The sequence below is a fragment of the Microbacterium sp. Leaf320 genome (assembly GCF_001423485.1).
Taxonomy (GTDB): domain Bacteria; phylum Actinomycetota; class Actinomycetes; order Actinomycetales; family Microbacteriaceae; genus Microbacterium.
Map to the genome: position 1 here is coordinate 258,147 of NZ_LMOD01000003.1, position 25,980 is coordinate 284,126.

The 25,980-nt window shown below is 68.1% G+C and carries 29 protein-coding genes, 1 tRNA gene, 1 pseudogene and 1 riboswitch; of the genes and pseudogenes, 17 read left to right on the top strand and 14 right to left on the bottom strand.

All coding sequences use genetic code 11. The annotated features are described in order from the left end of the window. Positions 1 to 31: 31 nt before the first annotated feature. Positions 32 to 919, bottom strand: a complete 888-nt coding sequence (gene galU / locus ASF63_RS11105) for a UTP--glucose-1-phosphate uridylyltransferase GalU (RefSeq protein WP_056513681.1) — start codon at positions 917 to 919, stop codon at positions 32 to 34. A 41-nt stretch (positions 920 to 960) separates the two neighbouring features. On the opposite strand from galU, the gene ASF63_RS11110 reads away from it, so the two are divergent. From ASF63_RS11110 to mscL, 3 genes are read left to right on the top strand one after another with little or no spacing between them, the layout of a single operon-like run. Further along, entirely contained in the window at positions 961 to 1,557 is a 597-nt protein-coding gene (locus ASF63_RS11110; RefSeq protein WP_056513683.1) for a 5-formyltetrahydrofolate cyclo-ligase, read from the top strand. 17 nt (positions 1,558 to 1,574) lie between these two features. Further along, positions 1,575 to 1,847 (top strand): FmdB family zinc ribbon protein, encoded by a 273-nt coding sequence (locus ASF63_RS11115; RefSeq protein ID WP_056513686.1) that lies wholly within the window; start codon positions 1,575 to 1,577, stop codon positions 1,845 to 1,847. A 26-nt stretch (positions 1,848 to 1,873) separates the two neighbouring features. After that, entirely contained in the window at positions 1,874 to 2,296 is a 423-nt protein-coding gene (mscL, locus tag ASF63_RS11120) for a large conductance mechanosensitive channel protein MscL (protein WP_056513689.1), read from the top strand. Between the two features lie 64 nt (positions 2,297 to 2,360). Here mscL and ASF63_RS11125 read toward each other — a convergent pair whose 3' ends face one another. Both ASF63_RS11125 and ASF63_RS11130 read right to left on the bottom strand, forming a co-directional pair. Next, positions 2,361 to 2,576, bottom strand: coding sequence for a hypothetical protein (locus tag ASF63_RS11125; RefSeq protein WP_056513691.1), 216 nt, complete (start codon positions 2,574 to 2,576; stop codon positions 2,361 to 2,363). Next, the gene (locus ASF63_RS11130; protein ID WP_056513696.1) at positions 2,569 to 6,288 is read right to left on the bottom strand and encodes an ATP-binding protein; all 3,720 of its coding nucleotides are present in this window, start codon (positions 6,286 to 6,288) and stop codon (positions 2,569 to 2,571) included. Before ASF63_RS11130 ends, ASF63_RS11125 begins: the two co-directional genes overlap by 8 nt. A gap of 199 nt (positions 6,289 to 6,487) precedes the next feature. Here ASF63_RS11130 and ASF63_RS11135 point away from each other — a divergent pair, with 199 nt between their 5' ends. Continuing rightward, positions 6,488 to 7,003 (top strand): methylated-DNA--[protein]-cysteine S-methyltransferase, encoded by a 516-nt coding sequence (locus tag ASF63_RS11135; RefSeq protein ID WP_056513699.1) that lies wholly within the window; start codon positions 6,488 to 6,490, stop codon positions 7,001 to 7,003. A gap of 90 nt (positions 7,004 to 7,093) precedes the next feature. On the opposite strand, the gene ASF63_RS11140 is transcribed toward ASF63_RS11135, so the two are convergent. After that, positions 7,094 to 8,731: a cation acetate symporter gene (locus ASF63_RS11140; RefSeq protein WP_056513703.1), complete on the bottom strand. Its 1,638-nt coding sequence runs from the start codon at positions 8,729 to 8,731 to the stop codon at positions 7,094 to 7,096. Then, positions 8,728 to 9,075 (bottom strand): DUF485 domain-containing protein, encoded by a 348-nt coding sequence (locus tag ASF63_RS11145; RefSeq protein ID WP_056513705.1) that lies wholly within the window; start codon positions 9,073 to 9,075, stop codon positions 8,728 to 8,730. The genes ASF63_RS11140 and ASF63_RS11145 overlap by 4 nt, the downstream gene beginning before the upstream one ends. 109 nt (positions 9,076 to 9,184) lie before the next feature. On the opposite strand from ASF63_RS11145, the gene ASF63_RS11150 reads away from it, so the two are divergent. The 3 genes from ASF63_RS11150 (at position 9,185) to ASF63_RS11160 (ending at position 10,914) form a co-directional block, all read left to right on the top strand. Next, the gene (locus ASF63_RS11150) at positions 9,185 to 10,042 is read left to right on the top strand and encodes a LuxR C-terminal-related transcriptional regulator (protein WP_056513708.1); all 858 of its coding nucleotides are present in this window, start codon (positions 9,185 to 9,187) and stop codon (positions 10,040 to 10,042) included. 61 nt (positions 10,043 to 10,103) lie between these two features. Beyond that, positions 10,104 to 10,171: riboswitch (guanidine-III (ykkC-III) riboswitch) on the top strand. Positions 10,172 to 10,181: 10 nt separating this feature from the next. Beyond that, on the top strand, positions 10,182 to 10,508 hold the full coding sequence (locus ASF63_RS11155; protein ID WP_056513710.1) for a DMT family transporter: 327 nt from the start codon (positions 10,182 to 10,184) through the stop codon (positions 10,506 to 10,508). Between the two features lie 61 nt (positions 10,509 to 10,569). Beyond that, the gene (locus ASF63_RS11160) at positions 10,570 to 10,914 is read left to right on the top strand and encodes a histone-like nucleoid-structuring protein Lsr2 (RefSeq protein WP_056513713.1); all 345 of its coding nucleotides are present in this window, start codon (positions 10,570 to 10,572) and stop codon (positions 10,912 to 10,914) included. A gap of 1 nt (position 10,915) precedes the next feature. On the opposite strand, the gene ASF63_RS11165 is transcribed toward ASF63_RS11160, so the two are convergent. Beyond that, positions 10,916 to 11,560 (bottom strand): MarR family winged helix-turn-helix transcriptional regulator, encoded by a 645-nt coding sequence (locus ASF63_RS11165; protein WP_082478076.1) that lies wholly within the window; start codon positions 11,558 to 11,560, stop codon positions 10,916 to 10,918. 75 nt (positions 11,561 to 11,635) lie between these two features. Here ASF63_RS11165 and idi point away from each other — a divergent pair, with 75 nt between their 5' ends. The 8 genes from idi to ASF63_RS11205 are packed head-to-tail and all read left to right on the top strand — an operon-like array spanning position 11,636 to position 19,538. Further along, on the top strand, positions 11,636 to 12,157 hold the full coding sequence (gene idi / locus ASF63_RS11170) for an isopentenyl-diphosphate Delta-isomerase (RefSeq protein WP_056513715.1): 522 nt from the start codon (positions 11,636 to 11,638) through the stop codon (positions 12,155 to 12,157). Positions 12,158 to 12,186: 29 nt separating this feature from the next. Further along, a complete protein-coding gene (locus ASF63_RS11175) occupies positions 12,187 to 13,239 on the top strand; it encodes a polyprenyl synthetase family protein (RefSeq protein ID WP_235560775.1) in 1,053 nt (350 codons plus the stop codon). Continuing rightward, positions 13,236 to 14,141 carry a phytoene/squalene synthase family protein gene (locus tag ASF63_RS11180; RefSeq protein ID WP_056513718.1) on the top strand — a complete coding sequence of 302 codons (906 nt, stop codon included), beginning with the start codon at positions 13,236 to 13,238 and terminating at the stop codon, positions 14,139 to 14,141. The genes ASF63_RS11175 and ASF63_RS11180 overlap by 4 nt, the downstream gene beginning before the upstream one ends. Beyond that, positions 14,138 to 15,739, top strand: a complete 1,602-nt coding sequence (gene crtI, locus ASF63_RS11185) for a phytoene desaturase family protein (protein ID WP_056513721.1) — start codon at positions 14,138 to 14,140, stop codon at positions 15,737 to 15,739. Before ASF63_RS11180 ends, crtI begins: the two co-directional genes overlap by 4 nt. Continuing rightward, the gene (locus ASF63_RS11190; protein WP_056513723.1) at positions 15,739 to 16,083 is read left to right on the top strand and encodes a lycopene cyclase domain-containing protein; all 345 of its coding nucleotides are present in this window, start codon (positions 15,739 to 15,741) and stop codon (positions 16,081 to 16,083) included. The genes crtI and ASF63_RS11190 overlap by 1 nt, the downstream gene beginning before the upstream one ends. Beyond that, positions 16,080 to 16,424, top strand: coding sequence for a lycopene cyclase domain-containing protein (locus ASF63_RS11195; RefSeq protein ID WP_056513727.1), 345 nt, complete (start codon positions 16,080 to 16,082; stop codon positions 16,422 to 16,424). Before ASF63_RS11190 ends, ASF63_RS11195 begins: the two co-directional genes overlap by 4 nt. Further along, on the top strand, positions 16,421 to 17,308 hold the full coding sequence (locus ASF63_RS11200) for a prenyltransferase (protein ID WP_056513730.1): 888 nt from the start codon (positions 16,421 to 16,423) through the stop codon (positions 17,306 to 17,308). Before ASF63_RS11195 ends, ASF63_RS11200 begins: the two co-directional genes overlap by 4 nt. 43 nt (positions 17,309 to 17,351) lie before the next feature. Continuing rightward, complete coding sequence (locus ASF63_RS11205) at positions 17,352 to 19,538, top strand: MMPL family transporter (protein ID WP_056513733.1); 2,187 nt, start codon at positions 17,352 to 17,354, stop codon at positions 19,536 to 19,538. Positions 19,539 to 19,554: 16 nt separating this feature from the next. Here ASF63_RS11205 and ASF63_RS11210 read toward each other — a convergent pair whose 3' ends face one another. Together ASF63_RS11210 and ASF63_RS19590 are read right to left on the bottom strand one after the other, a co-directional pair. Then, positions 19,555 to 20,010, bottom strand: a complete 456-nt coding sequence (locus tag ASF63_RS11210; RefSeq protein ID WP_321163161.1) for an FCD domain-containing protein — start codon at positions 20,008 to 20,010, stop codon at positions 19,555 to 19,557. A gap of 9 nt (positions 20,011 to 20,019) precedes the next feature. Beyond that, positions 20,020 to 20,178, bottom strand: a pseudogene (locus ASF63_RS19590) (GntR family transcriptional regulator); the annotation flags it as partial. Here ASF63_RS19590 and ASF63_RS19645 point away from each other — a divergent pair. Then, positions 20,148 to 20,828 carry an alpha-isopropylmalate synthase regulatory domain-containing protein gene (locus tag ASF63_RS19645; protein WP_414843728.1) on the top strand — a complete coding sequence of 227 codons (681 nt, stop codon included), beginning with the start codon at positions 20,148 to 20,150 and terminating at the stop codon, positions 20,826 to 20,828. The pseudogene ASF63_RS19590 and the gene ASF63_RS19645 overlap by 31 nt on opposite strands. Here ASF63_RS19645 and ASF63_RS11220 read toward each other — a convergent pair. The 4 genes from ASF63_RS11220 to ASF63_RS11235 all read right to left on the bottom strand — a co-directional run bounded on the left by ASF63_RS11220 (position 20,790) and on the right by ASF63_RS11235 (position 23,523). Further along, positions 20,790 to 20,863 (bottom strand) — tRNA-Arg (locus ASF63_RS11220). The genes ASF63_RS19645 and ASF63_RS11220 overlap by 39 nt on opposite strands. Before the next feature lie 35 nt (positions 20,864 to 20,898). Beyond that, the gene (locus ASF63_RS11225; protein ID WP_056514881.1) at positions 20,899 to 21,396 is read right to left on the bottom strand and encodes an HNH endonuclease; all 498 of its coding nucleotides are present in this window, start codon (positions 21,394 to 21,396) and stop codon (positions 20,899 to 20,901) included. A gap of 332 nt (positions 21,397 to 21,728) precedes the next feature. Next, complete coding sequence (locus tag ASF63_RS11230; RefSeq protein ID WP_082478153.1) at positions 21,729 to 22,544, bottom strand: M23 family metallopeptidase; 816 nt, start codon at positions 22,542 to 22,544, stop codon at positions 21,729 to 21,731. A 277-nt stretch (positions 22,545 to 22,821) separates the two neighbouring features. Then, positions 22,822 to 23,523: a metal-dependent transcriptional regulator gene (locus ASF63_RS11235; protein WP_056312544.1), complete on the bottom strand. Its 702-nt coding sequence runs from the start codon at positions 23,521 to 23,523 to the stop codon at positions 22,822 to 22,824. Positions 23,524 to 23,622: 99 nt separating this feature from the next. Between ASF63_RS11235 and serC the strand changes: the two genes are divergently transcribed. Further along, on the top strand, positions 23,623 to 24,735 hold the full coding sequence (gene serC / locus ASF63_RS11240) for a phosphoserine transaminase (protein ID WP_056513740.1): 1,113 nt from the start codon (positions 23,623 to 23,625) through the stop codon (positions 24,733 to 24,735). 76 nt (positions 24,736 to 24,811) lie between these two features. Here serC and ASF63_RS11245 read toward each other — a convergent pair whose 3' ends face one another. After that, entirely contained in the window at positions 24,812 to 25,492 is a 681-nt protein-coding gene (locus tag ASF63_RS11245; protein ID WP_056513743.1) for a DUF3027 domain-containing protein, read from the bottom strand. Next, positions 25,476 to 25,856: a cold-shock protein gene (locus ASF63_RS11250; RefSeq protein WP_056312551.1), complete on the bottom strand. Its 381-nt coding sequence runs from the start codon at positions 25,854 to 25,856 to the stop codon at positions 25,476 to 25,478. The genes ASF63_RS11245 and ASF63_RS11250 overlap by 17 nt, the downstream gene beginning before the upstream one ends. Positions 25,857 to 25,980: the final 124 nt, after the last annotated feature.

Consider the following 25,980-nt stretch of genomic DNA (forward strand, 5'->3'; position numbering starts at 1 on the left):
CCATCCGAGCGCTCCGACGCCGCGTGGACGCCTAGAGGCGCTCCGCGAACTCCTTCAGCCACGGCCGCAGCTCGGGGCCGAGGTCCTCGCGGTCGGAGGCGAGCTGGACGATCGCCTTGATGTAGTCGACGCGGTCACCGGTGTCGTACCGACGTCCGCGGAAGATCACGCCGACGACACCGGGGCCCTCGGGCCGGGTCGCCAGCTCCTGCAGAGCATCCGTGAGCTGGATCTCGCCGCCCTTACCGGGCTCGGTGCGCTCGAGCACGTCGAAGATCGATGCCGGCAGGACATACCGGCCGATGATCGCGAGGTTCGAGGGCGCATCCTCCTGCGCGGGCTTCTCGACGAGACCCGTCACGCGCACGGAGTCGGATCCGTCGATCTCCTCGACGGCGGCGGCGCCGTACATGTGGATGTTCGAAGGATCGACCTCCATGAGGGCGATGACGGCGGCGCCGCTGCGCTCGTGCTCGGCGATCATCTCGGTGAGCAGCGGATCGCGCTCGTCGATGAGATCGTCGCCGAGCAGCACGGCGAACGAGCTGTCTCCGACGTGGGTGCGCGCCCGGAGGACCGCGTGACCGAGCCCCTTGGGCTCACCCTGGCGGACGAAGTGGATGTCGGCGAGATCACTCGACCGCACGACCCGCTCGAGACGTCCGGTGTCGCCCTTCTCCATGAGCTTGACCTCGAGCTCGGGAACCGAGTCGAAGTGGTTCGAGATGGCGTTCTTGTTGCGGCCGATGATGACGAGGATGTCCTCGATCCCGGCGCTCGCAGCCTCTTCGACGACGTACTGGATGGCCGGCTTGTCGACGACCGGCAGCATCTCCTTCGGCATCGCCTTCGTCGCCGGCAGGAATCGCGTCCCCAGTCCTGCGGCGGGAATGACAGCCTTCATCTTCTGGGTACCCATCTTCACAGCCTAGTGGGGATGCCCGCCGTAGACTCGGAGGCATGTCCCACGACGTCGAGCACGAGAAGCGCGCGCTGCGCGCGGAGCTCCGCGAACGCCGGCAGCTGCTCAGCGACTCGCAGCGCGAGAACGCCGCAGCCGCCATCACGCAGCGTCTGGACGACCTCGTCGAGTCGCTCGGGGCGCAGTCGATCTCGTGCTTCCTCTCCACGACCACAGAACCGGGCACCCGCGAGTTCGTGACCGGCGCCGTACGCCGCGGCATCCGGGTCCTCCTCCCTGTCACGCGCGCGGACGGCCTGCTCGACTGGGCCGTCGCGACTGACGATGACGACATCGCCGAGGGTCTGTTCGGACTGCCCGAGCCGACGGGCGAGGTGCTCGGCCCGATCGCTGTCAACGACGTCGACCTGATGGTGATCCCTGCTGCGGCCGTCGACCGCACCGGGATGCGCATGGGCTGGGGCCGCGGCTACTTCGACAAGACCATCGGATCGATGGAGAAGTGCCCGCCGGTCTACGCGGTCATCTATGATTCCGAGGTACTCGACTTCCTGCCGCGGGAGGTTCACGACCAGCCGGTCACCGGCGTCGTGACACCCACGCAGACTCTTCTCCTGTCGCAGTCGCGACGCTGACCCCCGCGAGGACCGCAATGCCCACCTATGCCTATGCCTGCCGTTCCTGCGGCCACGCCTTCGACGCCGTGCAGAGCTTCTCCGACGACGCACTGACCGTCTGCCCGGAGTGCGGTGGCGAGCTGCGCAAGCAGTACGGATCCATCGGCGTGACGTTCAACGGATCCGGCTTCTATCGCACCGACTCGCGGGCGGGGTCCGGTGCATCGGCATCCACCCCGGCATCATCGAAGTCGGAGCCGACGAAGAGCGCCACCCCGGCGCCCGCGTCGAGCACCACCTCTTCCTGACACACAACGGACCTCCGGAGGTTCCCATGCTCAAAGGTTTCAAGGACTTCATCCTCCGCGGCAACATCATCGACCTGGCTGTCGCGGTCGTCATCGGCACCGCGTTCACGGCCATCGTCACCGCCGTCGTGAACAGCATCATCACCCCCCTCGTCGCTCTGTTCTTCCAGGCCGACGCGACAGGCGAGTTCGGCTGGACCGTCAAGAACATCTACGGCGACGACGTCACGTTCCCGATCGGCGACCTGATCTCTGCGATCATCAGCTTCCTCGCCGTCGCCGCAGTCGTCTACTTCGTGTTCGTCCTGCCGATGAACACATTCAAGGCGCGGGTCGAGGCCCGCAAGGGCACCGCCGCAGAAGAGCCCGCCGAAGAGCCGGCCGCCGCGACCGAGGCCGAGCTGCTCGTCGAGATCCGCGACCTGCTGGCCCAGAACGCCCGCCGCTGACGCTCACCGCACTCCGCACGAAGCGCACGGTCCCGTCGGGGCCGTGCGCTTCGTCGCATCCGCCTCAGTAGTGCGGCGGCACGTCCTGCATCAGCCGGTCGTCGTTGGGTCCCTTCGGACCTTTCGGCCCACGCGGGGCGGGTGCGCTCGGCTTCGCAGGAGACGCCGCCGACTCGGGGTCGGTGTCGGTTCCGGCCACGGGCGTCAGCCGCGCGCGGCGAGATCCCGGAACCCGCACGACCTTCTGCCGCGGAGCACTCGGGTCGGACTGATCAGTCATTCTGCGGATCGATGAGATCGATCGGCTGCGTGTCGTTCTCGGCGCGGACAGCGGATGCCGAGATGCCGAGGACCTCGGCGATGCGGGCGGCCGCGGTCACCGGATCACTGTAGAGATCGAAGGCGTGCACGCGGACGTAGTGCCAGCCGAGGCGCCGGAGCACGTGCGGACGCAGGCGCAGCGTCTCCCGCAGAGACTCACCTCGCGACTCGGGGTCGGACTCGATCACGACCGCCTTGCCCTTGTGCTGGGCGACGAGCGGCAGAAGACCGCGGTAGTCGACGTCCACGGCCGCACCCAGGCGACGCAGCTCGCGCGCGAGCGCGAGAGTGAGCGGGTCTGCGAGATCCTCGAGGCGTGCCTCGCGCCCCCGGGAGGCCAGGCCGCCGAGGATCGACATCAGCGTGGCCGCGCCGAACTCGAGGCGTCCGTCGTCGAAAGATGAGGGTCTGATCGACGACACGATGACCATCGAGCGGCGCGCCCTGGTCATGCCGACCGTGAGCAGCCGCTCGCCGTCCGGCGTCGACAGGTCGCCGAAGTCGCTGAGGACGCGGCCGTGCTTGGTGAGACCGAATCCGAGCGAGAAGATCACGCGGTCACGGCTCTCGGCCACGGATTCCTCGAGCGTCAGCACGGCAAAGGGCTCGGCCGTGTCGCGCCCGACGAAGTCGGCGACGTCGGAACGGCCGGCGAACGCGGAGGTGACCGCGGCGCGCACGCGCTCGGCGTGACGCCTGCTGGCGGTGACGACCATGAGCGACTCGTCCGGACGGTGCACAGCGTGCTCGACGACCAGGGTGACGACACGGGCGACCTCGGCGTCCGGGCTCTCCACGGCGCCCGAGACGGGGTCGGGTGCTCCGGTTCCGCCCTCGACGTAGTCGACGGCGAGGCTGCCGCGGCCCAGGTACGATCCGGCCCACGGCAGGGAGACGATCTCGCCGCCGTAGAACGCGTCGTTGATGAGTTCGGCGAGATCCTCACCGCCGGCCCGATAGCTGCGCGTGAGCGTCATCACCGGGAGCAGCTCCGACAGCCGCTCGAACACCGAGACCGTGTCGAAGGGAACCTCGTGCTCCCACTCGGCGCCGGGGTCGACGGCGACGTGGAACGGGGTGGGGAGCTGCGTGACAGGGTCGCCGAATGCCACGACCTGGCGCGCACGGCGGATGGCGGGAGCCGCCTCCGCGAGGTTGATCGCGGCCGCATCCACGAGGAGCACCGCGTCGAACTCGACCGAATCGGGGATGTGCGGCACGAGATAGGGCGACGAGATCCACACGGGCGCCAGCACGTCGACGAGGGTGGGCGCGGCGCTGACGATCTCGGCGGTCGTCGTCGCCGGCTGCTTCAGCGCGCGGCGCAGATTCTGCGACTCCTGCGGCTCGTCGACGATCGCGATCTTCCACTGGTTTGCGAGCTGCCAGGCGAGCAGGGGGCCCGCCATAGCCGCGTGCGCCTCGTCGACGAGACGGAAGTCGCGCTCGAGCCGGTCGACCACGGCTGTGTTCGCGCCCAGAAGGGCACGGTCGTCCTGCAGGGCGCGCTCGAGCAGCGTCTGCCACCAGGCGAACTCCAGCTCGTCGCCCACGCGGGCCTCGGAGACGTGGCGCACCGAGAGTTCCGCGAGCAGAGGCTCGAGCCCCAGCTCGGCGAGGCGGTCGCGCAGCTGCGCGCGCTCGACGAGGTTGTCGAAGACGTCGGACTTGGCGGCGAGGCCTGCCAGGGTGCGCACGAGTCGCTCGACGGGCAGGGTGGAGAGCGGTTCCCTGCGACCGAGAGCGACATCGAGCTCCGCGAGCTCGGCCGTCACCCGCTGCCAGGAGGCGTGGACGTCGGCGAGTCCGAGCGGCACCTCCGGTGCGACGCCCGCCTCGACACAGCGCTGCCACTGCGTGCGCTGCGCCTGGATGCGGAGCAGTGACTCGTGCATCTCGGTGACGTGCACGCCCGGGCGGACGTACTCCTTGGCGAGACGACGAAGTCGTCGCCTGTTCGCACCCGACATGTTGGGCGCGTCGCGCCGGGAACCGTGCGCCTGGATCAGCTCGCCCAGTGGGCGCTCGAACACGGTCGGGCTGAAGCGATCGAGGGAGTCGCGGATGCCCTGCAGCAGTCGCAGGTACTCGCCGAGTTCGTCGATGGTCGAGAACGGGCGCATATGCGTCTGCGCGATGAGGGCGTAGCCGCGCTCGAGCAGCGCCGGGACGCTGTCGGAGTGCAGTCGGCCGGCGAGCTGATGAGCGGACTTCGCGGCCTCGGTGCTCGAGAACGTGACCCCGTACCAGGGCGAGTCGTTCGGGCCGAAGCGGAACTCGCCCAGACGAGCCGCATACGCGAGGGCCGCCGCTGCCGAGGAGCGGTCGTCGGCCAGGCGGCGCAGGGTCTCGATACTCAGCCGCGCACTGGTCGACGGCGGCGTGGGCAGCGACGCGAGGCGGGTGAGATGACGCGTGGCGTCGAGGACCGACGATGTGGTTCCCGCGACGGGAGTTGTGAGCGCCTGACGATAGTCGCGCAGCACGGTGCGCAGCCGCACCAGCGCGTCGTCGACGTCGCTCACCTTCGGGGCTGTGGCCTTCTCGTTGCGTCCGATCGCACGCACGAGGTCGCGGCGGACGCTCGCCGGCGACACGGCCAGGCTGTCGAGTCCGATGCCTGCCAGACGATGCCGCACCCCGTCGAGCGTCGAACGCCTCGCCGACACGACGAGCACGCGCTTGCCGTTGCGCACCAGCTCGCCGAGCGCGTTGATGACGGTCTGCGTGCCACCCGTACCCGGGAGCGTCGCGACGGTCAGAGAATGTCCCGCGGCGATCTTGGCGAGAAGCGCCTCCTGCTCGGCATCCGCGTCCAGCAGGAGGTTGTCGGATGCCGGCGCGCGGTCGTCCGGGCCGGTGTGGTGCGGGTCGGGCCTGCGCGCCGAGACCTGCTCGCGGTCGCCGACGTGCCCGGCGAGGGCGTTGAGCACGATGTGGTCGAGGCTGCCGCCGTCGCGAGCCATCGCACCGCCCACGTCCGCGAAGGTCGAGACGACGAGCCTGGGCAGCACGGTGAACGTATCGATCGATCGGGTGGTCGCTCGGAGGCTGTCGATCACCGGCTGCGGTTTGAAGATGCCGCCGTCGTAGGCGAGGGATGCGAGCGCCGCGGCATCGATCGTGATGCCGAAGTGCTCGCGGGCGATGCGCACAAGCTCGGGGTTGACCTCGAAGGCCCCCTGCAGCTTGAGCTCGAAGTCGGTGTGGTGGCGACGGATCGCGAGAGGGCGGAGCAGCACGGGAGCCGCGAAGTCAGCGCCGCCGATTCGCCATCCTGCGACGCCGACGGCGAGATGCACCGCCTCGATGCCGCGAACCGTGCGGAGCTCGGTGTTCTTCGCCGTGATCCGCTCGGCCGCGAGCCGAGCGGTCCGAAGACCGACCTCGTCGCGGAAGAGGTTCGACAGGAGCGTCGACTTTCCGGTGATGAACTGGGGGAGGCTGCCCGGGTGCGCCTTGGAGATGTCGATGCCCGATTCGACGGTGTCTCGGAACGTCACGAGGGGCGACAAGCCACCGAGGTCGGCGGCTTCGGCACGCAGACGTGTGCGCTCGGCCTCTGCGGCGTGGGCGATCCCGAAGCCGACGACGGGCTCGGGCGGCGCACTCAGGGTCGCTGAGGCATCGGTCGCTGCATCATCCGCAGCCTTGCCTTCACGTCGCCACACACCTCACACACTAAGCGCGCCTCGCCGAGACGGCGGTATCCCGGGCGGGTTTCACCGCATTTCCGCCCCTCGGAAGGCAGTCGGAGGCACATGGATGCTCGGAGGACTGCTCCTGCACGGCCGGGATAAGTCGGCGGCCTCTCCCCCGGCACCGTGATCGCGCACGTCGAGGGGCGGCCCCGGAGGTCAGTATGGAGGCATGACCTTCCGCTACGACTTCGCACCGACCCCCTTCGGAGACGCCCTCGCCGTGTTCTCCGACGAGGGGATCGTCCGATTCGACCTCTCGGAATCCGACGACCCGTCCGTCCCCTGGCTCCTCGAGAACGTCTCCGGCCAGCTGCACTCCGTCCCCGAGCCCGACCCCGGCGCCGCCGACGAGCTCGCGCACCTCCTCGCCGACTACTTCGACGGTGATGCGGTGCGCTTCGACGAGCATCTGCGGTTCGACTGGCGCCTCAGCACCGGTTTCGCCCGCGCCGCCCTGCAGACGATCAGCACGATCGAATGGGGGCAGACGCTCAGCTACGGAGAGGTCGCGATGCTCGCCGGTCGTCCTGGAGCAGCGCGCGCGGTGGGCACGGCCTGCAGACTCACGCCGTTCTCCGTCATCGTTCCGGTGCACCGCGTGGTGCGGTCCGACGGAAGCGCCGGTCAATACGGTGCGCATCCCGAGCGCAAGAGGTTCCTGCTGGACCTCGAGTCCCACGGCTGAGCACCGACAGACGACGTGGACCCCGACGAGTAGGCCGTCGGGGTCCACGTGCTGTTCACCGCCGGTCGCGGCGTCGGCGCACTGCGTCGTTCAATGATCCGTTGCCTTCTCGGCACCGAACCCGGTGAGAGAGCGCACCTCCATCTCGGCGGCGAGTGCCGGAGACTCCTTCTGCCGACTCGTGATCGTGCCGAGCCAGCCGAGGAAGAACCCGAGCGGTATCGAGACGATTCCGGGGTTGTTCATCGGCCAGAGCACGATGTCGATGCCGGGGATCATCGAGGTGGGCGACCCCGAGAACACCGGCGACAGCACGATCAGGATGATCGCCGCCGCGAGCCCGCCGTACATGCTCCACACCGCACCTCGGGTGTTGAAGCGTCGCCAGAACAGCGAGTAGAGGATGGTGGGCAGATTCGCGGATGCGGCGACGGCGAACGCCAGCGCCACGAGGAAGGCGATGTTCTGCCCCTGCGCGCCGATTCCGCCGACGATGGCCAGGATGCCGATCACGACCACCGTGCGTCGCGCGACCCGCACCTCACCGTTCGGGTCGGGCTCGACGGGGTTGCCGGCCGCATCCTTCCTGCCCTTCTGGATCACGTTCGCGTAGATGTCATGCGCGAACGAGGCTGCTGCCGTGATCGTGAGCCCCGCGACGACGGCGAGGATCGTCGCGAAGGCGACAGCCGAGATGAACCCCAGCAGCACAGGACCGCCGAGGTACAGCGCGAGGAGCGGAGCCGCGGAGTTCGGACCGCCGGGAGCCGCCGCGATGACGTCCGCCCCCACGAGAGCGCCGGCGCCATAACCGAGCACGAGGGTCAGCAGGTAGAAGCCGCCGATGAGCCAGATGGCCCAGACCACCGAGCGACGAGCCTCCTTCGCCGTCGGAACCGTGTAGAAGCGCATCAGCACGTGCGGGAGTCCGGCGGTTCCGAGCACGAGCGCCATGCCCAGCGACAGGAAGTCCCAGGGGTTCGCACCGTACTGCAGGCCTGGCCCCAGGATCGCATCGCCCTTGTCGGAGTTGGCGACAGCAGCTTCGAGCAGCGTGTTCAGGCTGAACCCGTTGATCGCGAGCACCCAGATCGTCATCGCGATGGCGCCTCCGATGAGCAGGAACGCCTTCACGATCTGCACCCAGGTGGTGCCCTTCATGCCGCCGATGAGCACGTAGACGATCATCAGCACACCGACGACTGCGATCACGATCGACTGGCCGATCCTCCCGTCGATGCCGAGCAGCAGCGACACCAGACCACCGGCGCCCGCCATCTGCGCGAGCAGATAGAAGAAGCAGACGGCGAGTGTGGTGATCGCCGCCGCCATCCGCACGGGTCGTTGCTTGAGCCGGAACGACAGCACGTCGGCCATCGTGAACTTGCCCGTGTTGCGCATCATCTCGGCGACCAGCAGCAGCGCCACCAGCCAGGCGACGAGGAACCCGATCGAATAGAGGAAGCCGTCGTAGCCGTTGATCGCGATCGCACCGCAGATTCCGAGGAATGATGCGGCGGACAGGTAGTCTCCCGCGATCGCGAACCCGTTCTGGGGGCCGGTGAACGAACGTCCGGCCGCGTAGTAGTCGGCCGCGGTCTTGTTGTTGCGGCTGGCCCGGATCACGATGAAGAGCGTCACCGCGACGAAGGCCGCGAATATCGAGATGTTGAGGACGGGATTGCTTTCGACGGTCGGCTGTTCGGTCGCCGCGTGAAGCAGGTTCATGCGCCGGCCTCAGCCTTCTCGAGCTCTTCACGGACTTCCGTGGCGATCGGGTCGAGCTTCCGATTGGCGAAAGCGACGTATCCCATCGTGATGGCGAACGTCGTGACGAATTGCCCGAGTCCCATCAGGAGCCCGACGGTGATATCGCCCCACACTCGCTGCGACATGAAGTCCGTTGCGAATGCCGCAAGCAGGACATAGACGAAATACCAGATGAGGAAGAATGCCGCGAGCGGGAAGATGAACGAACGCTGCGTTTTCTTCAGCTCGCGGAAACGTGGCGATTCCTCGACGGCGATATAGTCGATCGCTCCCGCCGGATCGGCCGTTGAATGGTCGGTCATGGGGCCTCCTTGCCTCATGGTTCACGGCTCGCCCTCATCTGCCGGGCGAATGGTAGGGTCGACGCTACGAAACGGGGAACAGGGCCGTCACCCCCGAAAGTAGGTAGTCGTGAGCACGTCGACAGACATGGAATCCGAGACCGAGCTCGTCGCCAGAGCGGTGCGCGAGCTTGCTCAGCGCACCCGGTTCCCTGTCGCATTCGGCGGCCTGATCGATGAAGGCGTGGTCAGCGTCACGAGCATCGTGGGCAATCGCACCCATAGCCTCGACGGCCTCAGGGTGCGGCCGGAGCGCGGACTCGGCGGACGGGCGATGATGGAACTCCGCCCTCGAATGACCAACGACTACGGCTCCTCGCAGCAGATCACCCACGACTACGACGTGTTCGTCCTCGGCGAAGGGCTGCGGACCCTGTTGGCGCTGCCCATCGTGGTGAGCGGTCGCCCGCGCGGCGTGCTCTACGCGGGGGCGTGGGAGCGGACCCCCGTCGGCGGCGTCACGACCGCCCCCGCGATGCAGGTCGCGCAGTCCGTCGCGGAGGAGCTCCGTATCCGCGATGAGGTCGACCGGCGCCTGCGCTCCGTCTCCCCCGTCGCCGAGTCCGTCGCCCCACGCCAACGGGAAGAGCTCCGCGAGAGCTTCGCCGAGTTGCGCAGCATCGCCGCCTCCGTGGACGATGCGGGGCTTCGTGCACGCATCGCCCAGGTCGAACGCCGCCTCGTGCTGCTTGCGGAGGATGCCGTCGCCCCGGCGACCGGCCCGGTCCCCATCGTCCATCTCTCCCGCCGGGAGACCGACGTGCTCGCCTGCGCGGCTCTGGGCGCGACGAACGCCGAGATCGGTGGCCAGCTCGGCCTTCGCGAGGGGACCGTCAAGGCGTATCTCGGTACCGCGATGTCGAAGCTCGACGCGTCGACCCGTCATGCCGCTGTGACCAAGGCGCGGCGCGCAGGCCTCCTCCCCTGAGCAGCCCGCCTGATCCCCGCGCACTGCACAGTGGCTGCCCAGGCCGGGTGGCTAGCATGGATACTGGTCGGTGAACCCCGGCCCCGGACGAGGCAGACCAGTACCCGGTGAGCGAAAAGACTGGTCCGAAAGGACCATCATGTCGTGGATCGTGCTGATCGCATCCGGAGTCCTCGAAGCCGTCTGGGCGACCGCCCTGGGCAAATCGGATGGACTCACCAAACTCTGGCCGAGCGTCATCTTCGTCGGCGGGCTGATCCTCTCGATGATCGGGCTCGCTTTCGCGATGCGCGACATCTCGACCGGAACCGCCTATGCCGTCTGGGTGGGCATCGGCGCGACGCTCACCGTCGTCTGGGCCATGATCACCGGCGACAGCGATATCTCCTGGCTGCGAATTCTGCTGCTGCTCGGACTCGTCGGATGCATCGTCGGACTGAAACTCATCGACCCCGGACACGAATGAATACGCGACCCGGTCCCGGATGACGTGTCGCAATTCTTCTCGCCACGGTAATGTCATTTCCATGGCGAGAAGAATTGTGCACCAGCTGGTCGATGACATCGACGGATCCGTACTCGACGTCGGCGAAGGTGAGACGGTTCATTTCTCGCTCAACGGCGCATCGTATGAGATCGATCTGAATACCGCGCATGCGGAGGAACTGCGCAAGGCATTCGAGCCCTACATCTCGGCCGGGCGCCGGGCGGGGTCGTCGGGTGCCGTGCGCTCCGCCGCTCCGAGAAAGCGCCCAGGGCGCAATCCCGAGGTTGCGGCGATCCGCGCCTGGGCGAACGACAACGGTTACACGCTGTCGGAGCGGGGTCGCATTCCGGCTCCCGTGGTCGAGGCGTACAACGCCGCGCACTGACTCACTCGGACGACACGACTCCGGCCTGGGCCCACGGCTCATCCCGGAGAGTGATCTCCTGCGCCATGTCCGACAGGAATCGGATGACCACGTCGCGCTCTTCCGGCGTCAGCCGCGCCGCTGAATAGAAGCGCTTGGCCTGCTGACGACCGACGGTCTCCATGGCAGCCTGGCGCGTCTCGGGCGTGATCGTGATCGCGAGCGCGCGTCGATCGGTGGGATGCGGTGCACGACGGATGTGCCCGCCCTTCTCGAGGCGGTCGAGAAGCTTGGTGGTAGACGCCGTCGAGATGCCGAGGTGCGTGGCGATGCCACCGGGGGTCGCTGTCGCGCCCTTGTTCGCGCACACGATCAGATAGTGCAGCGCGCGCATGTCTGTCTCGTTGAGCTGCATGTAGCGTCTCGACGCGAGCGAGAGCTTCTGCTCGGCATCCCTCAGATCTCCGAGCGCCCCCATCACGAGCGCGATCTGACGCAGGTCTTCCGCGGCGACGCCTGATCGATCGATCAGCAGGCTCCGAGGATCGCTCGATTCGACGTCGTAGATCGCCGAATGGGCGAGGCCGTCAGGAGAGTGTGAGCCCCGATGCGGGAGCACGTCCGACGCCCCGTTCCCCCGGGGACTGGCGTCAGATCCGTTGTCCATGCCATCATGCTACACACCATTGGATTCATGTTATGTTGATTATTAGCTAAGCTAGCGAAATCGAGGAGGTTCCCGTTGGATGAGGTCACCCTCCTTTCTCCGGATGGCGTCGCGATCGGCGTGATCGCGAAAGACGCGGTGCACACGACGGACACTCCCCTGCACCTGGCCTTCTCCTGCCACGTGATCAACAGAGACGGTCTTCTGCTGGTGACGCGTCGTGCCCTCGCGAAGCGCACGTGGCCGGGCGTCTGGACGAACAGCTTCTGCGGCCACCCTCGCCCCGGCGAGGACATGACCGACGCCGTTCATCGCCGCGCGCTCGACGAGCTCGGCCTCCGCATCACGGAAGTCTCGCTCGCGATCCCCGACTACCGATACCGCGCCGTGGATGCGAGCGGGATCGTCGAGAACGAGATCTGCCCGGTGCACGTCGCCGTCGCGGACGGGCCGCTCTCCCCCGACCCCGACGAGGTGTCCGAGTGGGTCTGGGTCGACCCGGCCGAATTCGCCGACGCCGTCACCGCCGCCCCCTTCGCTTTCAGCCCCTGGCTGGTGGAGCAGCTTCCCCGGCTGCGCGAGCTCGGGGCGGTATGACCGTGGCATCCACAGCGATCCGAGAAGAGATGAGCACCCGGGTCGAAGAGGTGCTGCGCCAGCGCTTCGCACTGCACTGCGAGAACGCGGAGACGTACGGCGCGGAGTTCGCCGCGCTCTGGCGGGCGACGGCGGAACATGCTCTCGGCGGAAAGCTCGTGCGCCCGCGGCTGCTCCTCGACATCCACCGGGCACTCGCCCCCGACATGGGCGCCGAGCCGAGCATCGCAGCCGTGGACATCGCCACGCACATCGAGCTGCTGCACTATGCCTTCCTCCTGCACGACGACGTGATCGACGGAGACCTGACGCGACGCAAGCGGCCGAACCTCATCGGCGAGCTCGCTGCGGCCAGCCCGGGTTCGACGGAGGAGGACTCGCTGCACTGGGCGAGATCCAGCGCGATACTCATGGGCGACCTGCTGCTCTCTGCGGCGATCATGGGGTTCGCCCGTGCTGATGTGCCCACGCACGCGCGAGGGCGCCTCCTCGATCTGGTCGAGCAGACGATCCTCGAGACCGTCGCAGGCGAGCACACCGACGTCGCCCTCAGCCACGGCATCATCCCGTCGGATGTCGACACCGTGCTCACCATGAGCGTGTACAAGACGGCGACCTACTCCTTCTCCCTCCCGCTGCGGGCCGCCGCGCTGCTGGCAGGATCCTCTGTGTCGGCGGAGGAGACGCTGCAGGCGGTCGGACGCCATCTGGGCTTGGCGTATCAGTTGCAGGACGACCTCCTGTGCGTGTTCGGCGACCACCGCACGCACGGCAAGGACGCGTTCTCGGATCTGCGCGAGGGCAAGGAGACAGCGATCATCGCGTTCGCCCGGTCGACGGGCGCCTGGCCCCGCATCGAACCGCACTTCGGGTCGGCTGAGCTGAGCCTGCACGATGCCACGGAGATCCGCGAAAGACTCCGCGAATGCGGCGCCGAGCGATTCGTGGTCGGCCTGATCGGCGACCAGCTGGATACCGTCTACGCACTGCTCGCGCAGGCGGAACTGGCCGGGGAGATCAGCGCGGATGCGGCGCGGTCGATTCTGGTCTCCGCCTCCCGTCTCGAGGGCCGCCAGTCATGACCCCGCCGTCGAACGACGCCCCGGAGGAGAGCCTGGGGCGGTTCAGTCGAGCCGCCGACACCGCGTCCACGGAAGTCATCCGCACCTACTCCACGTCGTTCGGGCTGGCGACGCGGCTGCTCGGTCAGAGACACCGGCAGCACGTGCGGAACATCTACGCCATGGTCCGCATCGCCGACGAGATCGTCGACGGCGTCGCCGCCCAGGCAGGCCTCGACGCCTCTGCCCAGACCGAGGCTCTCGCCTCGTACGTCGCCGAGACCCATCGTTCGATCCGCGTCGGCTACAGCACCGACCTCGTCCTGCACGCGTTCGCACGGACCGCTCGGGAGTGCGGGATCGGCGAGGACCTCACCCAACCGTTCTTCGACTCGATGGGCGCCGACATCGCGGATGCCACGGACTTCACCGCCTACGACGCCGAGGCGCACGAGCGCTATGTCTACGGCTCCGCCGAAGTGGTGGGGCTGATGTGCCTCCGGGTGTTCCTGCGAGACGAGACCCGCACCGAGAAGGAGCGCGAGATCCTCGAACACGGAGCCCGACAGCTCGGCGCGGCCTTTCAGAACGTCAACTTCCTCCGCGACCTCGCCGACGACACAGATCGACTGCAGCGGGGGTATCTGGGCGAATCGGGCCGCCTCAGCGACGCAGACCGAGATGCGTGGGTGCGCACGATCTCGGCGCAGCTCGACGATGCCCGGCGCTCCATCCCTCTTCTGCCGAAGGATGCGCGCGCGGCCGTGCGCAGCGCCCAGGCCCTCTTCGAATCCCTGACCCGACGTGTGGCGAAGACGCCCGCGGCCACCCTGTACGAGCGGAGGGTCCGCGTGCCCGATCCCATCAAGGCACTGCTTGCCGCACGATCGGTGCTGGTGACATCCCTGGAGCGTGCCCGATGAGCCGGGTGGCCGTTGTCGGCGCCGGAGTCGCCGGCCTCGCAGTGGCAGGGCTGCTCGCGCGCGACGGGCATGATGTGACCGTCTACGAGAAGAACAGCAGGGTCGGAGGGCGCGCGGGCACCATCGAAAGAGACGGCTTCCGGTTCGACTCCGGGCCGTCGTGGTACCTGATGCCCGAGGTCTTCGACCACTTCTTCGCGATGATGGGCACCACGACCGAGGAGCAGCTCGACCTGACGCGCCTCGACCCCGGGTACCGCGTCTTCCAGGCACCGGATGCCGAAGGCCGCCCCGCGGCGTCCGTCACCGTGCCCTCGGGCCGTGCGGAGGTGTCGCGCCTGTTCGAGTCGCGCGAGCCCGGCGCCGCGAAGGCTCTGGACGCGTATCTCGACTCGGCGCACGACGCACGCGTCATGGCCGAGCGGTACTTCCTCTACAACCCTTTCACCCGGTTGCGCGGGCTCATGACACCCGAGGTGCTGCGAGCCCTCCCCCGACTCTTCACACTGCTCGGCACACGCCTGCAGTCGTTCGCCGCCCGGCGTTTCCGCGATCCGATGATCCGGCAGCTGCTGGGATACCCGGCCGTCTTCCTCGGCACGGACCCGCGCACGGCGCCCGCCATGTATCACCTCATGAGCGCACTCGATCTCGACGAGGGCGTCAGCTATCCGCAGGGCGGCTTCTGGCGGGTCGTCGAGCGCATCGCCGAGCTGGCGGAGGGCGCGGGCGTCCGGATCGTGCTGGATGCCGACGTCACCGCGATCAGCACCGGCATCCGCTCCGGCGGGGCTACCGTGACCGGCGTCGAGTGGCGCGACGCCGACGGAACCGCGCGCCGCGCGGACGCCGACATCGTGGTCTCCGGAGCCGACCTGCACCACACCGAGACGGCACTGCTCCCCCCGCACCTGCGCACCTACCCCGACTCGTGGTGGCAGCGACGCACGAGCGGGCCCGGTGCCGTGCTGGTGATGCTCGGCATCCGGGGCTCCCTCCCCGAGCTCCCCCACCACTCCCTGTTCTTCACCGAGGACTGGGATGCCAACTTCGACGCCATCTTCGGCGATCAGCCTGTGGTCCCCTCGCCCGCATCGACCTACGTGTGTCGCCCGAGCGCGACCGACGACACGGTCGCGCCTGAGGGGCATGAGAACCTCTTCGTGCTGGTCCCCATCCCTGCCGACACCGATCTCGGCGGCGGCGGATCCGACGGCGCAGGCTCCGCACGCATCGAGCAGGCGGCCGACGACGCGATCGACCAGATCTCGCAGTGGGCGGGCATCCCCGACCTCCGCGAACGCATCGTCGTCCGCGAGACGAAGGGACCCGCAGACTTCCGCGACGACTACAACTCGTGGCGGGGCGGCATGCTGGGCCCCGCGCACATCCTGTCGCAGAGCGCGATGTTCCGTGCGCAGAACGCGTCGCGCCGGGTCTCGGGGCTCTACTACGCGGGCGCCACCACCGCGCCGGGTGTCGGTGTGCCGATGTGCCTCATCAGCGCCGAGATCGTGCTCAAGCGGATCCGCGGCGATCATTCGTCCGGACCTCTCGACGTCTCGACCGCCGCCCCCGCGAAGAGCGGAACCGCGTGATGGGGTTCGTGTACCTGGCGCTCCTCCTCGTGACCCTCGGCTGCATGCTGCTGCTCGACCGGCGCTTCCGGCTGTTCTTCTGGCGCGACGCGGTCTCAGCATCCGTCGTGACGGTGACGGGACTCGCCTTCTTCCTGATCTGGGATGTCGCCGGGATCGCCGGCGGGATCTTCTTCCGCGGTGAGGCCGCCGTGGCGACCGGTATCGTGCTCGCACCCGAGCTCCCGATCGAGGAGCCGGTGTTCCTGCTCTTCCTCGTGGTGTGCACCATGATCGTCTACACCGGCGCAGTACGCGTCCTGTCGAGCATCCGCCGGCGCTCCGCCGTGGAGGAGCCCTCATGACGTACCTGCAGCTCTCGGCGTGGTTCGTCGGCGCAGCGATCGTTGCGGCGATCGTGCTCTCGATCCTCGCCGGACGGCATCGAGCCCACACGGGCGCGGTCGCGGTGACGCTCGCGGTGCTCGTCATCCTCACCGCCGTCTTCGACACCGTGATGATCGCGACAGGACTCTTCCACTACTCTCCCGAGCACCTCCTCGGTGTGCACGTCGGTCTCGCCCCGCTCGAGGACTTCGCCTATCCGATCGCCGGCGCCGTCCTGCTGCCCGCCCTGTGGGCCGCGCTCCGCGCCCGCCGCCGCGCGCAGGTCGACCCTCGATCCGACGCCGAGGATGCCTCGTGACCGCGCCCGCCCGCGGATCCGTCGGCCGGGACTTCGCTCAGATCGTCCTGTCATCGCGCCCCATCAGCTGGATCAACACCGCCTTCCCGTTCGCGGCCGCCTACCTGCTCAGCACACGCGAGATCGACCTCACGCTGATCATCGGCACCCTCTACTTCCTCGTTCCGTACAACCTCGCGATGTACGGCATCAACGACGTCTTCGACTACGCATCCGACCTCGCCAACCCGCGCAAGGGCGGCATCGAGGGCGCACTCCTCGCTCCCCGCATCCACCGCACCACCCTGTGGGCTGCGGCGGCGACGAACATCCCGTTCCTCGTCTACCTCGTCGTCGTCGGCAACCCGGCGTCGTGGGTCTGGCTGGCGATCAGCGTGTTCGCCGTGATCGCGTACTCGGCGCCCGGGCTTCGGTTCAAGGAGCGTCCGTTCCTGGACTCGACGACCTCGAGCCTGCATTTCGTGACGCCGGCGATCGTCGGCCTCACTCTCGCCACAGGGACCGTCACCCCCACCGCGGTCATCGTCCTCGTCGCCTTCTTCCTGTGGGGCATGGCCGCGCACGCGTTCGGCGCGGTGCAGGACATCGGCCCCGACCGCGAGGGCGGCATCGGCTCGATCGCCACGGTCATCGGCGCACGAGCCACGGTGCGACTGTCGATCGCTCTGTGGGTCCTCGCCGGGGCGGCCATGCTGTTCACCACCTGGCCGGGGCCGCTGGGCGCCCTGCTCGCCGTGCCCTACATCGTGAACGCCGCCCCCTGGTGGAGCGTCACCGATGAGACGTCGGGCGGCACGAACCGCGCATGGCGGCGCTTCATCGCGCTCAACTACTTCGCCGGCTTCCTCGCGACGATGATCCTCATCCTCGCCTGGATCTCCTGATCACCCGCTTGAATCCCCACCTGCACGCCCCGAGAGGAACCTGATGTCCAGCCCTGAGCACGCGCCCATTCCGCCGACCCGCGAACGCACGCGTCGACACTCCTGGGTCCGCGTCCTCATCCCCGTGGTCCTGATCCTCGTGTGGTTGGTGGGCGCAGGTCTCGGCGGCCCCCTGTTCGGCAAGGTCGACGAGGTGTCCTCGAACGACCAGACCAGCTACCTGCCGGAGTCCGCCGACGCGACTCAGGTGCAGAAGCTCCTCGGGGAGTTCAACGACAGCGACGCGATCCCTGCCATCGCCGTCTTCGTGTCCGATGACGAGCTCTCGGAGTCCGACATCGAGACCATCTCGGATGCCGTCGCAGATGCTCCATCCGTGGAGGGTGTGAGCGAGGACGTGTCACCCGCGCTCACCTCGGAGGACGGCAAGGCGATCCAGGCGTTCATCCCGATCGAGGGCGACGCAGAGCTGGCAGACGCGATCGATGCGCTGGGTGCGCAGCTCCGGGACGCCGCTCCCGATGGCGTCACCGTGTACATCACGGGACCCGCAGGCTTCAGCGCCGACCTCGTCGCAGGGTTCGCGGGTATCGACGGCCTGCTGCTCGGTGTCGCTCTCCTGGCGGTCCTCGTCATCCTCGTGCTGGTCTACCGTTCCTTGCTGCTGCCCATCGTCGTGCTCTCGACCAGCCTGTTCGCCCTGTGCGTGGCGCTGCTGGTCGTGTGGTGGCTGGCCAAATTCGAGGTGCTGCTGCTCAGCGGCCAGACGCAGGGCATCCTGTTCATCCTGGTGATCGGAGCCGCTACCGACTACGCCCTTCTGTTCGTCGCGAGGTTCCGAGAAGAGCTGCGCGTCGCCCAGGACAAGGGCACTGCCGTGCTGGCCGCCTGGAAGGGCTCGTTCGAGCCGATCGTGGCCTCTGGTGGAACCGTGATCGCAGGCCTCCTGTGCCTGCTGCTCAGCGACCTCAAGTCGAACAGCACGCTGGGCCCGGTGGCCGCGATCGGCATCGTGTTCGCGATGCTCGCCGCTCTCACCCTGCTGCCGGCGCTGCTGCTGCTGTTCGGACGCGCGGTCTTCTGGCCCCGGCGTCCGAAGTTCGAGCCGGAGGTCGTGGCCGAAGAGCACGGCATGCGCAAGACCGGCCTGTGGGCACGGCTGGCTCATCTGATCACGAAGCGTCCTCGCCTGATCTGGGTCGTCACGACGCTGGTGCTGCTCGCCGGCGCCGCGGGTGCACTGCAGCTCAACGCCGTCGGCGTGCCGCAGTCCGATCTGGTGCTCGGCGCATCCGAGGCCCGCGACGGCCAGGTCGCGCTCGGCGAGCACTTCCCCGGCGGCTCCGGCAGCCCGGTGTACGTGGTGGTCGCGGAGGACGAATTGCAGGATGCGGCCGACGTGCTCCTCGCCGACGACGGGATAGACGGGGTATCGGTCACGGCAGCCGATTCGCCGAGCGGTTCGGCGACGGTCACCACGGACGGGCTGGAAGCGGTCGGCCCTCCGGGAACAGCCGCCCCCGAGCCCACCGTCGTCGACGGAGAGGTGCTGTTGCAGGGCACCCTGACGGACGCAGCGGATTCCGATGCCGCAGCTGCGACCGTTCGCGACCTGCGCACCCAGCTCGACGACCTCGACGCTCTCGTCGGTGGAGTCACGGCGACGGCGATCGACACGAACGACGCCTCCATTCATGATCGCAACCTGATCATCCCGGTGATCCTCGTGGTGATCATGCTCATCCTCATGCTGCTGCTGCGCTCGATCCTCGCGCCGGTGCTGCTGATCCTCACGACCGTGCTGTCGTTCGGCACGGCGATGGGCGTCTCGGCGCTGGTGTTCAACGGCGTGTTCGACTTCCCGGGCGCCGACCCCGCGGTTCCGCTCTACGGATTCGTGTTCCTGGTGGCACTGGGCATCGACTACAACATCTTCCTGATGACCAGGGTGCGGGAGGAATCGCTCGAGCACGGCACCCGCGAGGGCGTGCTCCGGGGCCTGTCCATCACGGGCGGCGTCATCACGTCGGCCGGGCTGGTTCTTGCGGCGACCTTCGCGGCGCTCTCGGTGATCCCGATCCTGTTCCTCGTGCAGCTCGCGTTCATCGTCGCGTTCGGCGTGCTGCTCGACACGTTCGTGGTGCGCTCGCTGCTGGTGCCGGCTCTCGCCTACGACCTGGGTCGAGTCATCTGGTGGCCGTCGAAGCTATGGCGTCGCGGTCGCGACTGAACGTCGACGGCGAGCGTCAGCCGAGCGTCTTCGCGAGGTCGGCGAGGTGGCTGCGGCTCTCGGCGGCCGCCCGTGCTGGATCACGCGCCGCGACGGCGTCGGCGAGCAGCGCGTGGCGGTCGTCGTCTGCCTGGCCGCCGTCGTCGCGGCGGAGGCGAAGCATCTCGACCATCGCCTGACGCAGGCGCGGAGTGAACCCGTCGAACAGCTCGAGCAGTATCGGGTTGTGGGCTGCGACGACGATGCTGCGGTGGAAGGCAGTGTCCGCATCGACATGCGCCTCGACGCCTGACGCGTGGGCTCTGCGACCGTCGAGCGCGCGGCGGATCGCACGGAGGTCTGTCGCCGTGCGACGAGTCGCGGCGAGCGCGGCAGCCTCCGTCTCGATCGCTGTGCGCGCCTCGATGACGGCGACGATGTCGGCTCGCCGGAGCACAGCGTCCCAATCCTCCGGCGCCTCGAGCGCCGTCACGAACACTCCCGACCCCTGCCGTGTCGCGAGGACCCCGCGGCCCGCCAGCTGACGGATGGCTTCACGGACAGTCGACCGGCCTACCCCCAGCTGTGCGGCCAGCGTGGTCTCTCCCGGGAGTGCTCGACACGTTCGTGGTGCGCTCGCTGGCGCTGGGTGCGGACGCACGCGAACAGCGGTGGCTCGTGCCGTACCTGCCGATCGACCCTGCCGACATCGGACGCGACTACGACGCGGTCATCAGGGTGAACTCGCAGTCGGGCAAGGGCGGCATCGCCTACCTGCTCGAGAGGGAGTTCGGGGTCGAGCTGCCTCGACGGCTCCAGATCGAGTTCGCGAGGACGGTGCAGGCTCATGCGGACAGCGTCGGCGACGAGCTGACGGCGACCGACCTGTGGAGCCTGTTCGAGCGCACCTATCTGGCTGCTCCCCCGAGAGACATGCCGGCTCTGGCGCATTACCGGGTGGACGGCTCCGAGATGCTCGTCACCCTGCGGGCGGGTTCGGACACGCGCACCCACCGTGTCACAGACTCCGGCCCCGTGGAAGGCCTCGTGTCGGTTCTCGCCGAGTCCGGCTTCTCCGTCGACGTCCTGTCCCTGCACCAGACGAGCATCGGAGGAGGGAGCACGGCGGATGCTCTCACTCTGCTCGAGTATCGCGACGTCCACGGCACCGCGTGGGCAGCGGGGCGAGCGACGTCGGTGCTGGACTCGACCTTCGATGCCGTGATGCGGGCGGCATCCCGGAACGGGCAGATGACACTCATCGGGGAAGGGTGCCCTCGACTGGATTCGAACCAGCGACCTGCCCTTTAGGAGAGGGCTGCTCTATCCTGCTGAGCTACGGGGGCGAGGCTTCCATTCTAGAGGAAGCCTCGCCTCCTGCTCATGCAGCGAGTGCCAGGTACGGCTCCCACCGGGGGTCGCTGCGTTCGATGCCACGGACGGTCCATGCCGTGCCGTGCGGCGGACGGGGAGCGAACCGGAGCTCCCACCGCATCTCCTGCGGCGTGCGGTCGCTCTTGGTGTTGTTGCAGCGCAGGCAGCAGGCGACCAGGTTCTCCCAGGAGTCCGCTCCCCCGCGTGAACGGGGCATCACATGGTCGATGGTCGAGGCCGCTTTGCCGCAGTATCCGCAGCGATGGTTGTCGCGACGCAGGACTCCCCGCCGGGTCACAGGCACCCGCCGGCTGATCGGAATACGCACGTAGCGCGAGAGGACGATGACGGCGGGGCGATCGTAGACTCCGTGGCTGCCCCAGACGGGGTCATCCTCGATGTGTTCGACCACGGTCGCCTTGTCGTTCATGACCAGGACCAGGGCTCTCTTGAACGACACGATCGCGAGCGGTTCGTATCCTGCGTTCAGTACAAGTGTGCGCATCGTCATCCTCTCGATCCGCCGGGACGGCTTCCCGGCACTCTCGACTCACACGAAGCCGCACAGGGCGGAAGCGTTCGCGGGGATGCAAAAAAGGCGCTGTCTACAGACAGCGCCTCATGCGCACGGCAAGACCGTGGCGTCCCTGCGGACGATGCAGAAGGACGTGACGACCGAGGGCATCCATGGTTCGGATGTTCGGTATTCGCTCCATCAGCTTCTCCCGACTATGCGACAACGGGTTCAGGCTAACCCATCAGGAGCGCGCGAAGGCCAAACGGCGGATGAACGCCCGAAGGCGTGTCCGAACAGGAGTGTGCGTCGGGTGACTGTGCTCAGCCGGCGTTGGCGGCGAGCCAGGCGATCGGCTCCATGAGCCCGCCGTTGACGTGCACCTCGAAGTGGAGGTGGTTCGCGGTCGAGCGTCCGGTGCTGCCGACGAAGCCGATGAGCTGGCCTGCGGCGACGGTCTCGCCGGCCTGGACCTGACGCGAACCGTAGATCATGTGACCGTAGGTGGTCTGCACGCGCTGACCACCGACGACGCTGTCGAGCATGACGCACACGCCGTACCCGCCGATGCTCTCGGCGGAGGCGCGGACGACACCCGCGGCTGCCGCATAGATCGGGGTTCCGGCCGGGGCCAGCATGTCGGCACCCTGGTGGGCTCCGCCGACCGTGCGGCTGACGCTGTATGACCCCTGCGGAAGCGGGTAACGCACCTCGCCCGAGCCGGGCGAGACGAGAGCGTAGTTGCCGATGTTGAAGTTGCTGGACGATGCCGTCGTGACGGAGGCGGCTGCGGCAGCACGCGCGGCTGCGGCCTCTTCCGCCTTCTTCTTCTCGATCTCGTCAGGGGTCGTGGCGGTGAACGTGCCACGGCTGAGCGATGCGGCCGTCGCATCGGAGGCGACGACGAGCGACTGTGCGTCGACTGCTGCGAGCTGCTGTACGGTCGCGGTCGCCTCAGAGGGCTTCGTCGCGGCGTATGCAGGAAGAGCGACGGCGGCGACGAGAGCACCGACGGCCCCGAAGATGGCGACCGAACGCAGGGGCTTCACGACCTTGCGTGCGTCGACCCTGCCGCGGGAGCGGCGGGCGACTGTTCGATCTTCAGTTGTCTTCGCGGGCGATTCGATGTCTTTTGCCAAAACCTGATCCTCCTGCGCCTGCACGCTCGGGTAGCGCTGGCTCGTCGGCACTCTGCTCTCGGGGCACCATGTAGCTCGGGTACGTTGTGCGGTCTGACCGGGAGGGCGACGAGCCTGGAAGGCGAATCCTCTCGGGTGTCGTCAGCGGGCTTCTTCGACGACCTGTCCGAGGTTACCGGAAGATAACGATCCTGTCACCCTGTGAACCTGGCAATCCTCGGAGAGGCGGAATCACGCGGTTCTCAGGGTCGATCTCGCCTCGAAGCCCGGCTCGGATTCAGGCGGGCTCGCCCACGAGGAAGATGTGGGACGCGAGTTCGACGGGAAGTTCGAGCCCGTCTTCCTTGCCCTCCATCTGGATCAGCACGTAGCCCTCGTTGAAGCGGTAGTCGCCCTTGGCGCCGGGCACGACTCCAGCGTCGCGAAGCTGTTCGAGCAGCTCCGGGTCGACCTGAGCGGGCTCGGCGAGGCGGCGGACGGTGCCCTCGATCGGAGCGCCGGCGGCATTCAGCTTCTGCACGAGACCGATGACGCCCTCGTCGAAGGTACGCGCAGGGGTGTCGCCCAGCTGGTCGAGGCCGGGGATCGGGTTGCCGTAAGGCGACTCGGTCGGGTGGCCGAGCAGTTCGACGAGTCGACGCTCGACCTGCTCGCTCATGACGTGCTCCCAGCGGCAGGCCTCTTCGTGCACGTACGCCCAGTCGAGACCGATGACGTCGGACAGCAGGCGCTCGGCGAGTCGGTGCTTGCGCATGACGTCGACGGCCTTACGTCGACCGGCGTCGGTCAGCTCGAGCGTGCGGTCTTCGGAGACGACGACGAGACCGTCCCGCTCCATGCGCCCGACGGTCTGCGAGACCGTGGGACCCGAGTGGCCGAGGCGCTCGGAGATGCGTGCACGCAGCGGCACGATGTTCTCCTCCTCGAGTTCGAGGATGGTGCGGAGGTACATCTCCGTGGTGTCGATCAAGTCCGTCATGTGGCCCTCCGGGTCTTCTTAGGCAAGCCTACATTCCCGCGCGGACATCAGGGCGTCACGCGGTGAAGCGACCGGAGGGTCACGCCGTAGAATCGACGCATGGCGATCGAGATTCCCCGTGACCTCCTGCCCGCTGACGGCCGCTTCGGCTGCGGTCCCTCGAAGGTGCGCACCGAGCATCTCGATGCGCTGCTCGCCGCAGGGCCGACTCTGCTCGGCACATCGCACCGACAGGCTCCGGTCAAGAACCTGGTCGGCAGCGTCCGCGAGCAGCTGGCCGCCCTCTTCCGCCTTCCCGAGGGCTACGAGATCATCGTCGGCAACGGCGGATCCACGGCGTTCTGGGATGCCGCGGCATTCGGGCTGATCGAACGGCGCAGCCAGAACCTCGTGTTCGGCGAGTTCGGCGGCAAGTTCGCCGCCGCTGCCGCCGCTCCGTGGCTCGAGGCACCCGACGTGCGCAAGTCCGAGCCGGGCTCCCGCACCGCGGCCGAGATCGTCGACGGCGTCGACGTCTACGCCTGGCCGCACAACGAGACCTCCACCGGAGTCGCGGCTCCCATCGAGCGCGTCGTCGCCGATGGCGCGCTGACGGTCATCGACGCGACCAGCGCCGCAGGCGGCATCGACTTCGACGCCGCGCAGGCCGACGTCTACTACTTCGCACCCCAGAAGAACCTCGGATCCGACGGGGGCCTCTGGTTCGCGGCCGTGTCGCCCGCCGCGATCGACCGCATCGAGCGCATCGCCGCCTCCGACCGGTACATCCCCGAGTTCCTCAGCCTGAAGAACGCCGTCGACAACTCGCGTCTCAACCAGACGCTGAACACTCCGGCTCTCACGACCCTCCACCTGCTCAACAGCCAGCTGAGCTGGATCCTGTCGAACGGCGGCCTCGCATGGGCGGGCGCTCGCACGGCGGAGTCCTCCGGCATCCTCTACGACTGGGCCGCGGCGTCCGCCGTCGCCACCCCGTTCGTGACGGATGCCGCGCACCGCTCCCCCGTCGTCGTCACGATCGATTTCGACGACAGCGTCGACGCCGCAGCCGTCGCCAAGACCCTGCGCGCCAACGGCATCGTCGACACCGAGCCCTATCGCAAGCTCGGCCGCAACCAACTGCGCGTCGCGACGTTCGTCTCCATCGAGCCCGAGGACGTCCGCCAGCTGACGCGTGCGCTCGACTACGTACTCGCGAACACCGGCTCCTGACACCGGGACGTCAACAGAAGAGGGGCCGCGTTCTCACGCGGCCCCTCTTCTGTTTCTCACCTCTGTCGATCGCGAGTCATTCCTCGTCGTCGGAGTCGTCGTCGGTATCGGACTCGTCATCCGCGTCCTCATCCTCGTCCTCATCCTCGTCCTCGGAATCGTCGTCGGAGTCCTCGTCGTCCGCGTCGTCGACGACGGAGTCGTCGAGCTCGTCGATGTCGACTCCGTCGAGGTCGCCGGCATGCAGCACGCGCGGCTCCGCGGCGAGGTCCTCCTCGTCGAGCTCGTCGTCGTCATCATCATCGTCGTCGTCGTCGAGATCCTCGTCCTCTTCGAGGTCCTCGTCGAGCTCGTCGTCCTCGTCGGACTCCGCGTCGTCGGCATCACCCACGACCGCGTCGTCAGCGGCAGCCGCGGCGGCCTGCTCGGCGAGCTCCACCTGGTGAGCGCGGTACTCGGCGAGACGCTCGGCCCACGGCACCCACTCGGGAGCGAGCAGCGCACCGTCGCCGGGAAGCAGCTCGATCTCGAGAACCGTCGGCTCCTCGTCGTCGACGCGGGCGACCGTGACGGTCCAGAACCAGCCCGGGTACCCGGGGAGGCGGACCTCGAAGCGCAGCGACACCGAACCGTCCTCCTCAGGAAGGTAGTCGGCAGCGGGGCCGACGGTCGACGCCGGAGTGATCTCGTGCAACGCGGCGAGCGCGAGATCATGGGCGTCGATCAGACGCTGATCGACTTCAGGCTTCGAGGTCATCAGCTACCTTGCGCAGTACTGCCGCGATCTTGCGGCCCTGAGCGGAAGAGGGGTATCGGCCGCGACGGAGGTCGCCGCCCATGCCGTCGAGGAGCTTCACGAGGTCCTCGACGATGATCGCCATGTCGTCAGCGGGCTTGCGCTTCGCCTTCGCGAGGCTCGGGGGCGCATCGAGCACGCGCACCGAGAGGGCCTGCAGGCCGCGCTTGCCGTCGGCGACACCGAACTCCACGCGCGCACCCGCCTTCACAGCTGCGCCTGCGGGCATGGCTGAGGCGTGCAGGAAGACGTCCTGGCCGTCATCTGTGGCGATGAAGCCGAAACCCTTGTCTTCGTCGTAGAACCTGACCTTGCCGGTGGGCATGGGAGAAACCTCGCTGAGTCGGTGTGGAGCTGGATCGGACGCACGTCCGTGCGTCCGATCCAGCCTACCGGTCGACGCCCGGGTAATCCGTAGGTCGGCGTGCGGAACCGCGGGGCGTCGCAGC